At 61.3% G+C, this 11,171-nt stretch carries 10 protein-coding genes; 7 read left to right on the forward strand and 3 right to left on the reverse strand.

The genetic code is table 11. From position 1 onward, the window contains the following. Positions 1–16 precede the first annotated feature (16 nt). From HX817_RS18625 to HX817_RS18650, 6 genes are all read left to right on the forward strand, one after another. On the forward strand, positions 17–898 hold the full coding sequence (locus HX817_RS18625; RefSeq protein WP_003208237.1) for a LysR family transcriptional regulator: 882 nt from the start codon (positions 17–19) through the stop codon (positions 896–898). A gap of 120 nt (positions 899–1,018) precedes the next feature. Next, positions 1,019–2,125 (forward strand): tartrate dehydrogenase, encoded by a 1,107-nt coding sequence (locus HX817_RS18630; protein WP_003208239.1) that lies wholly within the window; start codon positions 1,019–1,021, stop codon positions 2,123–2,125. Between the two features lie 2 nt (positions 2,126–2,127). Then, positions 2,128–3,576 (forward strand): aldehyde dehydrogenase family protein, encoded by a 1,449-nt coding sequence (locus HX817_RS18635; protein WP_177040835.1) that lies wholly within the window; start codon positions 2,128–2,130, stop codon positions 3,574–3,576. Positions 3,577–3,608: 32 nt separating this feature from the next. Then, positions 3,609–4,367 carry an SDR family oxidoreductase gene (locus HX817_RS18640; protein WP_008434578.1) on the forward strand — a complete coding sequence of 253 codons (759 nt, stop codon included), beginning with the start codon at positions 3,609–3,611 and terminating at the stop codon, positions 4,365–4,367. Between the two features lie 27 nt (positions 4,368–4,394). Continuing rightward, positions 4,395–5,366 carry a cyclase family protein gene (locus HX817_RS18645; protein WP_087695324.1) on the forward strand — a complete coding sequence of 324 codons (972 nt, stop codon included), beginning with the start codon at positions 4,395–4,397 and terminating at the stop codon, positions 5,364–5,366. Positions 5,367–5,446: 80 nt separating this feature from the next. Beyond that, positions 5,447–6,034: a hypothetical protein gene (locus HX817_RS18650; protein WP_003208246.1), complete on the forward strand. Its 588-nt coding sequence runs from the start codon at positions 5,447–5,449 to the stop codon at positions 6,032–6,034. Positions 6,035–6,055: 21 nt separating this feature from the next. Here HX817_RS18650 and HX817_RS18655 read toward each other — a convergent pair whose 3' ends face one another. The 3 genes from HX817_RS18655 to HX817_RS18665 form a co-directional block, all read right to left on the reverse strand. Then, on the reverse strand, positions 6,056–6,523 hold the full coding sequence (locus tag HX817_RS18655) for an SRPBCC family protein (RefSeq protein ID WP_003208248.1): 468 nt from the start codon (positions 6,521–6,523) through the stop codon (positions 6,056–6,058). 91 nt (positions 6,524–6,614) lie between these two features. Beyond that, positions 6,615–8,507, reverse strand: coding sequence for a penicillin-binding protein 2 (mrdA, locus tag HX817_RS18660; protein ID WP_003208249.1), 1,893 nt, complete (start codon positions 8,505–8,507; stop codon positions 6,615–6,617). Positions 8,508–8,702: 195 nt separating this feature from the next. Further along, positions 8,703–10,118, reverse strand: a complete 1,416-nt coding sequence (locus tag HX817_RS18665) for an aldehyde dehydrogenase family protein (RefSeq protein WP_177040837.1) — start codon at positions 10,116–10,118, stop codon at positions 8,703–8,705. Between the two features lie 101 nt (positions 10,119–10,219). Here HX817_RS18665 and HX817_RS18670 point away from each other — a divergent pair, with 101 nt between their 5' ends. Beyond that, entirely contained in the window at positions 10,220–11,110 is an 891-nt protein-coding gene (locus HX817_RS18670; RefSeq protein ID WP_008434591.1) for a LysR family transcriptional regulator, read from the forward strand. Positions 11,111–11,171 lie beyond the last annotated feature (61 nt).

The following is an 11,171-nucleotide window of genomic DNA, read 5'->3' on the forward strand; positions in this document are numbered from 1 at the left end:
GCACAAGGACCCCGGCATGTCCCCCGACCTCACTTCCATCGAGCTGTTCCTCAAGGCGGTCAAGCTGGGCAACCTGTCCCGGGCGGCCGAGCAATCCCATCTCTCCCTCTCTGCCGCCAGCCGACGCCTGTCGCTGCTGGAGCAGCACTTCAAGGTCGCCCTGCTGACCCGCACCTCCACCGGCGTTTCACCGACGGCAGCCGGGGAAGTATTGGCCCAGCATGCACAATCGATCCTGCGGGCGGTGGACGGCATGCACGCCGATCTCGCCGATTACGCCAAGGGCGCCACCGGCCGGGTTTGCCTGTACGCCAACAGTTCGGCGATGAGCCAGGAACTGCCGCGCCAACTGACCCAGTGGAACACCTTGCACCCGGGCATCCGCCTGGATATTCGCGAGGAGCGCAGCCGGGAGATCCTCCAGGCCGTGCGCGAGGGCGTGGCGGATGTCGGTATCGTCACCACCCGCCCCAGCGAAGAGCTGCGGTTCGAGCCCTACTGCCAGGACCGCCTGTGCCTGCTCGTGCCCAATGACCACCCACTGAAAATGCGCCATGCGCGCTTCGAGGATTTGCTCGGCTACGACTTCGTCGGCCTGGAAGACAACGCCGCCATCACCCCGTTGATTACCGAAGCCGCCGCGGCGATCGGCATGCCGTTGCGGCTGCGGGTGCAGGTGCGCAGTTTCGAAGCAGTGTGCCGCTTGATCGCCGCCGGCCAGGGTGTGGGCGTGTTGCCACAGGGCGCGGTGCAGATCTTCCGCAAGGAGATGGCCTTGCGCTTTATCGAAATCGACGACAGCTGGGCCGACCGGCAGATGTACCTGTGCATGCGCAAGGAACAGCCGTCACTGACGAGCCTGGCACTGTTCGACTACCTGAGCGCCAACCCTGCGTAAACCTTTGGCCTTCGAATTTTGCGAAGGCCGATTCCACAATTAGCAATTCCCCTGTTGTCACAGCTGTGCCAAGAATGCCCCCGCCAGACCTTCCTATAAAAACAAGACAGGAGACACGGCGTGTCCCAATCCCACACCCGCCCCACCCACCGCATCGCCGTGATTCCCGGCGACGGCATCGGCCGCGAAGTGGTGCCCGAAGGCCTGCGGGTACTGGACGCTGTCAGCCGGCGCTTCGGTATTCACTTTCACTTCGACCACTTTGCCTGGTGCAGCGAACACTACCTGGCCCACGGCACGATGATGCCCGACGACTGGGCCGAACAGATCGGCAGCCATGACGCGATCTTCTTCGGCGCGGTGGGTGCGCCCGACATCATTGCCGACCACACTGCGGTGTGGGAGTCGCTGCTGAAGATCCGCCGCCAGTTCGATCAATACGTGAATATCCGCCCGGTGCGCCTGATGCCCGGCGTGCCCTGCCCGCTGGCCGGCCGCGTGCCGGGGGACATCGACTTTATCGTGGTGCGGGAAAATACCGAGGGCGAATACTCCAGCGTTGGCGGCCGCATGTGGGAAGGCACGGCGCGGGAAATCGCAGTGCAGGAGTCGATCTTCTCCCGCGAAGGCGTGGACCGCGTGGTGGACTACGCCTTCAAACTGGCGCAACAGCGGCCGCGGAAAAACCTGGTGGCGGCGACCAAATCCAATGGTATCTCGATCACCATGCCGTTCTGGGACGAGCGGGTTAACGAAATTGCCCGGCGCTACCCGGACGTGAAGACCGCCAAGTTCCACATCGACATTCTGTGCGCGCACTTCGTGCAGCATCCCGACTGGTTCGATGTGGTGGTGGCCTCCAACCTGTTCGGCGACATCCTTTCCGACCTCGGCCCGGCGTGCACCGGCACCATCGGCATCGCGCCGTCGGCCAACCTCAATCCCGAGCGGCGCTACCCGTCGCTGTTCGAGCCGGTGCACGGTTCCGCGCCGGATATTGCCGGGCTCGGTGTCGCCAATCCCATCGGGCAGATCTGGTCGGCCGCGCTGATGATCGAGCACCTGGGCGACGGTGATCCGCTTTACCAGGAAGCGGCGGCAGCCATCGTGTCCGCCATCGAAACGGTGCTTGCCGAAGGCCCGCGCACCCGGGAAATGGGCGGCAGCGCCAGCACTGTCGAAGTGGGTCGCGCCATCGCCGAATGCGTCGCAGGGAACAGGAGCTGAACATGACCAACGCACATTACATCGCCAACCAATGGCTGGCGTCGACCTCGCTGGAAGACATTCCGGTGATCGACCCCAGCACCGGCGACACCTATTCGAGCATCGCCCGTGGCACGGCCGCCGATATCGAGGCGGCGATCAGCGCGGCGCGCCTGGCACTCGGCGAAACCTTCGACGGCCCGTGGGGCCGGTTGTCTGCCGTGGAGCGCAGCCGTTTGCTGGCCAAGCTCGGCGTGGCGGTGCTGGAACATCATGAAGAGCTGGCGCAGATCGAGGCGCGGGACACCGGCAAGGCGCTGAAAGTCGCCCGCGCCGATGCCACCGCCCTTGCCCGCTATTTCGAATACTACGCGGGTGCCGCCGACAAACTGCACGGCGAAACCCTGCCGTACCAGGCCGGCTACACGGTGTTGACGGTGCGCGAACCCCACGGGGTGACCGGGCATATCATCCCGTGGAATTACCCGATGCAGATTTTCGGGCGCAGCGTCGGCGCCTCGTTGGCGGCGGGCAATGCGTGCGTGGTCAAGCCGGCGGAAGATGCCAGCCTGTCGTTGCTGCGCCTGGCGGAAATCGCTGCCGAGGTTGGTTTTCCAGCCGGCGCGATCAACGTAGTCACCGGTTACGGCTACGAAGCCGGCGCGGCGTTGTGTGCACACCCGGGCATCGATCACATTTCGTTCACCGGCTCCACCGCCACCGGTACTGCCGTGTCGAAAGCCGCTGCCGAACGCCACTGCCCGGTCACCCTGGAGTTGGGCGGCAAGTCGCCGCAACTGGTGTTCGCCGATGCCGACCTGGATGAAGCGTTGCCGGTGCTGGTCAACGCCATCATTCAGAACTGCGGGCAAACCTGCTCCGCCGGCAGCCGTTTGCTGGTGGAACGCAGCATTTACGAAACCCTGCTCGCACGCCTCAGCCAACGTTTCAGCGAACTGCGCGCCGGGCCTTCGGCGCTGGACCTGGACATGGGCCCGCTGATCAATCAGAAGCAGCTGCGCCTGGTGCGCGAGTTTATTCGTCAAGCCGAACAGGAAGGGATCATCGTCGCCGCACGCGGAACGGTGGTGGCCGAGGCCGGCAGCAGCGGGTATTTCCAGGAGGCGGTGCTGTTTCGCGATGTGCCGCCTGACAGTCGCCTGGCGCAACAGGAAGTGTTCGGCCCGGTGCTGGCCGTGATGCCATTCGACGATGAAGCCGAAGCGATTCGCCTGGCCAACGGCACCGAGTTCGGCCTGGTGGCCGGCGTGTGGACCCGCGATGGCGCGCGGCAAATGCGCCTGGCGCGCACCCTGCGTTGTGGCCAGGTGTTCATCAATAACTATGGCGCCGGTGGCGGCGTTGAATTGCCATTCGGCGGCGTAAAGGCCAGCGGGTATGGACGGGAAAAAGGCTTCGAGGCGCTGCTGGGTTTTACCACCTTGAAGACCATTGCGATCAAACACGGTTGATTCCTCACAACAACAAGAACGGAGAACACACCATGCGTTTAGCCAATAAAGTCGCGATCGTCACCGGCGCCGGCTCGGGGTTTGGCGAGGGCATCGCCAAGACATTTGCCCGCCAGGGCGCCAAGGTCATCGTTGCGGACATGAACGCCGTGGGCGGTCAGCGGGTGGTCAATGAAATCGCCGAAAGCGGCGGCCATGCGCATTTCATCGAGGTCAACGTGGCCAACGATGAAAGCATGGGCGCCCTGCTGCGTGGCACTTTGGAGCAGTTCGGCGGCCTGGATATCGTCATCAACAACGCCGGTACCACCCACCGCAACCGGCCGATGCTGGAAGTCGACGAAGCCGAGTTCGACCGGGTGTTTGCGGTCAACGTCAAAAGCATCTTCTTGAGCGCCAAGCATTTTGTGCCGCATTTTCGCGGCCAGGGCGGCGGCGTGTTCGTCAATATTGCCTCGACGGCGGCGATCCGCCCGCGTCCGGGACTGGTCTGGTATAACGGCAGCAAGGGCGCAGTGGTGGTCATGAGCAAGACCATGGCGGCGGAGCTGGGGCCGGACAATATCCGCGTCAACTGCGTGAACCCGGTAGTGGGTGCCACGGCGTTGCTCAGCGAATTCATGGGCGTACCGGACACCCCGGAAAACCGCCAGAAATTCATGGCGACCATTCCCCTGGGGCGCTTTTCCACCCCGCAAGATGTGGCCAACGCCTGCCTGTACCTGGCGTCGGACGAAGCGGCGTTCATCACCGGCACTTGCCTTGAAGTCGATGGCGGGCGCTGCGTGTAACTCACTTTCACAGGGACCGGAATTGCTATGTGTGATCTTCATAATAAGAACGAGCCGAACACCCGCGAATTGCTTGAAGGCCTGCCAAAGAACTGGGGTAAATGGGGCCCGGACGACGAAGTCGGCGCCCTCAATTACCTGACTGAAGCCGAAGTACTGCGGGGCGTGGCCTCGGTGCGCCAGGGCAAGACCTTTACCCTGCAAGTGCAGATCGGCCACCCCGACGGCGACCCGATGTGGCCGGCGCGCAACCCGTCGATGCGCTTCAACACCCTCGACCACAGCCATTACCACTTCGGCAAACAGCCGCACATGACCGGTGGTGCGGCGTATTCCGATGACGTGATCTTCATGCAGCTGCAAGGCTCGACCCAGTACGACGCCCTCGGCCACGCCTGGTACGACAATCAACTGTGGAACGGCTACGACGCCCAGACCACCGTTGGCGGCATGGCCAAGGCCAGCGTGCTGGCGATTGCCGAACGCGGCGTGGTTGGCCGTGCGGTGCTGATCGACATGGCCCGCCATCGCGGCAAGAAGTGCCTGGGCCGGGGCGAAACCTTCAACCACCTGGACCTGCTCGACGCCGCCAAAGCCCAGGGCGTGACCATTGAAAAACGTGACATCCTGATCATCCGCACCGGGTCCATGGGGGCGTTTTATGAGCTGGGCAAGACCGAGTTCTTCAAGGACCTGATGGAGCCGGGGCTGACCTACAGCCGGGAGCTGGTGGAGTGGTTCCACGAGATGGAAATCCCCAACCTGGTGACCGACACCATCGCCAACGAAGTGATCACCGACCCGGTGTCCGGGGTGCAGATTCCGCTGCATTGCGCGCTGATGCGCAACCTGGGGATCGCCTTCACCGAAATCGTGTTGCTGGAGGAACTGGCCGCCGATTGTGCGGACGACGGCCAGTGGAAATTCCTCTACACCGCCGCCCCGCTGAAGATTGTCGGGGGCAGTGGCGCACCGGTGAATCCGGTGGTGATCAAGTAGCCGTTCCGTCTCAGTGGCGAATTTGCGAATCGCGAACGCGCCACTAGACTCAAGGCTCCTCTCACATGGAAGTCCACTCAATGAATGTATTGCGCCCTCTTCGCCAGGCAATTGCCCTGGCAACCCTGCTGTCTGCTGGTGCCCTGACGGCACATGCTGCCGATATCCCGTTGTCCAAGTCGCTGGAAGCCGATGAGGTGACCACCAAGGTGCTGGAGGTGGATGCCGCCAACCATCAGGTGGTGCTCGAAGGTGCCGAAGGCCGCAAGGTGCATGTGCAGCTCAGCGACCAGGCCAAGGACCTGGGCAATCTCAAGGTAGGTGATCAGGTCAAGGTGCTGGTGACCCATTCGGTCGCCGCCGTGCTGGACACCGACATCGACAAGAGCGCACCGGACGCCACCGAGAAGACTGGCGTCTTGCGCGCCACCGCGGATAACCCGAACCCGGGCGGTGCGGCCTTCCGCCAGGTACAGGTGCAGTTGAAGATCACCCACATTGACCTGGCGAAAAACCAGGTAACCCTGGAAAACCCGGCGGGCCAGAGCAAAGTGCTGACCGTGGAGAAACCGGAAATTCGCGCCGGCCTCAAAGACCTCAAGGTCGGCCAAAGCGTGTTGGTGACCTACACCGATACCCTGGAAATCAGCACCGCCCACGAAGGCTGATGAATGCGGCGCCCCATCAGCTCACGGCTGATGGGATTTCGCCAGATAGTCTTCGATGTTGTTCATCTGATCATCCCAGCCTCGGGAGTTCTTCTTGTAGGCCTTCTGGCGGCGAACGTCCGGGATCCCGTCAAAACCTGACTCCACCACCCGCAACAAGATGCCTTCGGCGTGATCCTCGAGGGTGAACTCCACCAGCGTGGGGGTTTCCGCGTCGTAATCCACATCCTTGTCTACGGCGTAGGGATGCCAGCTGAAAGAGAACCGTGTCTGTGGTTCAAGCCGCTCGATCCTTGCCTTCCACACCACGTGCTCGTAACCGGGATAGGTGATCGGGGCTTCAATGGCCCGGCCCTGGGCAAACTGTTTGCCCTTGAGGGCGATGCCAAACCAGCTGCCGAATTGCTCGGCGTCGGTCAGTGCTTCCCAGACCCGTTGGCGTGGAGCGTTGAGCAGGACTTTACGTTTGATTTCATTTGATTCGTGCATGAGACACCTCCTGTATTGACAGTAGGCGACATCGACCAATGCGCAACCTTTGAAAAGGGATAGGGCATGACGGTGTCATGCCCTTGTGGCGTCAAACGTGGGGATCACCCGGCGCCTTGGCAGGGGTCGCGTATTGCGGCTTCAAGTGGCCTTCCTGATCGAGCAGCCAGGCGTCCATGATCTGGCGCACCACCGGCCCCGCCACTCGGCCACCGGCCTCGCCGTTTTCGATCATCACCGAAATCACGATCCGCGGGTGCTCCGCCGGGGCAAAGCCGACGAACAAGGCGTTGTCGCGGTTGCGCTCCAGGGTCTTGAGACGGTTGTAACGCTCGCCCTGCTTGATCGCCACTACCTGCGCAGTACCAGACTTGCCAGCAATCCGGTACTGCGCACCGGCTGCAGCCGCCCGGGCGATACCGCGTGGATCGTGCATTACCAATTGCATGCCGTGGTTGACCTGCTCCCAGTCGCGCGGGTCTTTGAGCACCACGTTGGGCATCGGGTTTTCATCCACCGGCGGCACGCCATTGATGGTCTTGGCCAGGTGCGGTCGGTTCCACACGCCCTTGTTGGCGATCAGCGCAGTGGCCTGGGCCAGCTGCAACGGGGTGACCTGCATGTAACCCTGGCCGATGCCGAGGATCACGGTTTCACCCGGGAACCACGGCTGGCGCCGGGTAGCGCGCTTCCAGGCTTGGGACGGCATCAGGCCGGCTGACTCTTCGAACATGTCGAGGGAGACTTTCTGGCCAAGGCCAAACTCGGCCAGGTAGTCGTGCAGGCGGTCGATACCCAGCTTGTGGGCCAGGTCGTAGAAGTAGGTGTCGTTGGAGCGCATGATCGCTGCGTCCATGTCCACCCAACCATCGCCGCTGTGGTTCCAGTTGCGGTATTTGTGGTCGAAATCCGGGAGTTGGTAATAGCCCGGGTCGAACACCCGGGTCTGGGCGGTAACCACGCCGCTGTCGAGGCCAGCGATGGCGACTTCCGGCTTGATCGTCGAACCCGGCGCGTAGAGCCCGCGCAGCACGCGGTTGAACAGCGGACGGTCGAGGGAGTCGTGCAGCGCGGCGTATTCCTTGAAGCTGATGCCGGTGACAAACAGGTTCGGGTCGAAACTTGGCTTGCTGACCATCGCCAGCACTTCGCCGGTTGCCGGGTCGAGAGCAACCACCGAACCACGGCGGTCGCCGAGGGCTTCTTCGGCGGCTTCCTGGAGTTTGACGTCCAGGCTCAGCACGATGTTTTTGCCGGGGATCGGGTCGGTGTGCTTGAGCACCCGTAGGACGCGGCCCTGGGCGTTGGTTTCAACTTCTTCATAGCCGACGTGGCCATGCAACTCGGACTCGTAGAAACGCTCGATCCCGGTTTTACCAATGGACTGCGTGCCCCGGTACTCCACTGAGTCGAGGGCTTTGGATTCTTTTTCGTTGATCCGGCCTACGTAGCCAATGGAGTGGGCAAAGTGCGCACCCAGCGGATAATGGCGGACGAATTGCGGCTCGACATCCACGCCCGGCAGACGGAATTCGTTGACGGCCAAAACGGCGATCTGCTCTTCGGTCAGCTCGTAGAACAGGGTGACGGGCACGAAGGGATGACGGGCTTGCTTGAGCGCCTTATCAAATACGCCGCGATCCTCGGCGGGCAAATGCAGGAGGCTGACGATAGCGTCCAGCTCTCCTTTGAGATCGGTGGTGCGCTCGCGGGTGATGGTCAGGTTGTAGCTGGGACGGTTGTCGGCAAGTACTACGCCGTTGCGGTCATAGATCAGGCCGCGGGTCGGTGTGATCGGCAGGACGTGGACGCGATTGTTTTCGGAAATGGTGGAGTGGTAGTCGTACTGCACCACCTGCAGGAAGTACATCCGACCTACCAGGGCGCAGGTAATGCCGATTACCAGCAGCGCGCAGGCCAGCAGCCGCTTGTTGACCAGGCGGTTTTCTTTTTCGTGATCCTTGATCGGTATTGGTTCAGGCATTTCTACAGCATCTCGTTGAATAAGGTCGACGCCGCTTCCTGCGGAGGAAAAATCAGTCCTTGTGAAAATGTGCTGCACCATACCAAAAATGCAGAAACACTTTGCATCGATTTCCCTGAACGGTGTGCTAATGGAGCCTGTTCATGCACTTTGGTTTGAGCCGTTGACCTTATTCATGCGTTTTTATGCTGAGGATCAGCTCAGGATCGACTTGGGCTCCAGGAAGGCTTCGAGGCCGAATGTGCCGTACTCGCGGCCGATACCCGATTGCTTGAAGCCACCAAATGGCGCAAGAGGCTCATGGGCCAGGGTATTGATCAGCACTCGGCCAGCGTCTATACGGCTGGCCAGCCTGCGGGCGCGTTCGGGATTTGAAGACAGGATGTATGCCTGGAGGCCGTAGGGTGTGTCGTTGGCGATGGTCAGGGCCTCTTCCTCGGTTGCGTAGGTAATGATCGAGAGCACCGGGCCGAAAATCTCCTCGCGGGCGATGGCCATTTGGTTGGTCACCCGGCTGAATACGGTTGGTTTTACGAACCACCCGGCTTTGATGCCCTCAGGCAAACCGCGACCTCCTGCCAATAGGTGGGCGCCCTCCTCGATCCCGATCTGAATGTAGCGCTGTACGCGCTCCCACTGTTTTTGGCTGACCATGGGGCCGACCGCAGTGGCTGGGTCACGAGGGTCGCCGGCTTGCACGTTGCCCACCTCGTCGATCATCAGCGCTTCGATTTCTTCCAAACGACTTTCGGGTACCAGGATTCGAGTGCCGGCGATGCAGGCCTGGCCGCTGTTCATGAAACCGGCCTGAAGGGCCATGGGCACGGCCGTCTTGAGGTCCGCATCATCGAGAATCAGCACCGGTGATTTGCCGCCCAGCTCTAGGGTCACGCGCTTCAGGGTCTCGGCGCCGGTCCGCAGGATTGTTTTGCCGACAGCGGTTGAACCGGTGAAGGACACTTTTGCGATGTCGGGATGGGCGCTCAACACGGCGCCTACGGTTTCGCCACGGCCAGTGACGATGTTGAATACACCAGGAGGCAAGCCTGCGTCATGCAGGGCGCGGGTGACTAGCGAGGTCTGGATTGCGCTCATTTCACTGGGTTTGATCACGGCGGTACAGCCGGCGGCCAACGCCGCAGCGAGCTTGCCGCAGATAAAACCGGCGTTGCTGTTCCAGGGTGTGATCAAGCCGGCCACACCCAGCGGCTGCATGACCACCTCGGCGATGCCAATGCGTCGGGAGAAGTTGTAGTTCTCCAGTACTGAAGCGGCATCTTGCAGGACGCTGGCTGCATGCCTGGCCATCCACCGCGCACGGGATATTGGGGCGCCGTACTCCTCGATAATCGCATCGGTAAGTGCGTCCTCAATGGATTCAACTGCGGCGTGAAGGCGTTTGAGATAGTCGATGCGCACATCTTTAGAGCTATGGGAGAACTCGGTAAAAGCTCGCTTGGCGGCAGCGATGGCATCCAGGGCGTCTTGTTCATTTGCCAATCGAACCTGGCCGATACGCTGGCCTGTTGCAGGGTTGAACAGGTCAAAAAGCTCTTCGCCATGGGGCGTCACAAAGTCGCCGTTGGTGTAAATCTGGTTGATGTATTGCATAGGTCCTCCGGGACGCTGAGCTAGTGCGTCCTACGGTAAGTCACTATGATTAAGCTGATAAGCCGTACAAATCGGCATGAGTTGATGAGCGATTCAGGACAATGAATACATCCGGGCTGAATGAGTTGGAAGCGGTGCTGGCAGTGGCTCGGCATCGCAGTTTTCGTGCAGCGGCGACCGAGTTGAATGTGTCGACATCGGCGTTGAGCCACTCTATCGCGGGGCTTGAAGCGCGGATGGGGGTGAGGCTGTTCAATCGCACCACGCGCAGCGTGTCGTTATCTGAAGTGGGCGCGGAGTTTGTCGAAACCATTACCCCTGCACTGTTGAGCATTCGCACGGCCTTGGAACAGGCAGGAAATCGCAGCGCGGAACCCAGCGGTACCTTGCGCCTGAATACCTCGGCGGGGGCGGCAAAGCAGGTGATGCCGTTGCTGCTGGAGTATCTGCGACGTTATCCACGGATGAAATTGGATATCGTCACTGAGGGGCGGCTGGTGGATATCGTCGCGCAGGGGTTTGATGCGGGGATTCGGCTCGGGGGTACGGTTCCTCAAGACATGATCGCAGTCGATATCAGTCCGGCCCAGCGTTTTTCGGTATTGGGCAGCCCGGACTATTTTGCTCTCAACCCAGTTCCCGTCAGTCCCATGGATCTGCGGGCCCACCAGTGTATTCGCAGCCGGATGCCCAGCGGGGCGATCTATCACTGGGAGTTTGAGCGACATGGCGAAGCGCTTGCTGTCGAGGTGCAAGGGGTTTTGACCCTGGATAATCCGACTCTGATGCTTGAGGCTGCCAGGGCGGGACTAGGCTTGACCTATCTTACGGAATGGAATGCCGCTGCCGATTTAGCGAACGGGACGTTAGTGCGCGTACTGGAGGAATGGACGCCGTCTTTTGACTGCTTGCGCCTCTATTACCCAGGTAGGCGCCATGTGCCGGCCGGGTTAAGGGCACTGATTGAGTTGATCAGGGAGCGAGGCTTTTAACCAGGCTGGATCTTTTTACGGCCAACAGCTCTCTCCCCGTTTTCCGACCGCCCAAAACAAA

The sequence above is a fragment of the Pseudomonas sp. C6002 genome (assembly GCF_013385805.1).
Classification (GTDB): Bacteria; Pseudomonadota; Gammaproteobacteria; order Pseudomonadales; family Pseudomonadaceae; genus Aquipseudomonas.

Coding starts and splice junctions, on each gene's coding strand:
- HX817_RS18625 (WP_003208237.1), top strand. CDS start 17: ATGTCCCCCGACCTCACTTCCATCGAGCTGTTCCTCAAGGCGGTCAAG.
- HX817_RS18635 (WP_177040835.1), top strand. CDS start 2,128: ATGACCAACGCACATTACATCGCCAACCAATGGCTGGCGTCGACCTCG.
- HX817_RS18640 (WP_008434578.1), top strand. CDS start 3,609: ATGCGTTTAGCCAATAAAGTCGCGATCGTCACCGGCGCCGGCTCGGGG.
- HX817_RS18645 (WP_087695324.1), top strand. CDS start 4,395: ATGTGTGATCTTCATAATAAGAACGAGCCGAACACCCGCGAATTGCTT.
- HX817_RS18650 (WP_003208246.1), top strand. CDS start 5,447: ATGAATGTATTGCGCCCTCTTCGCCAGGCAATTGCCCTGGCAACCCTG.
- HX817_RS18655 (WP_003208248.1), bottom strand. CDS start 6,523: ATGCACGAATCAAATGAAATCAAACGTAAAGTCCTGCTCAACGCTCCA.
- mrdA (WP_003208249.1), bottom strand. CDS start 8,507: ATGCCTGAACCAATACCGATCAAGGATCACGAAAAAGAAAACCGCCTG.
- HX817_RS18665 (WP_177040837.1), bottom strand. CDS start 10,118: ATGCAATACATCAACCAGATTTACACCAACGGCGACTTTGTGACGCCC.
- HX817_RS18670 (WP_008434591.1), top strand. CDS start 10,220: ATGAATACATCCGGGCTGAATGAGTTGGAAGCGGTGCTGGCAGTGGCT.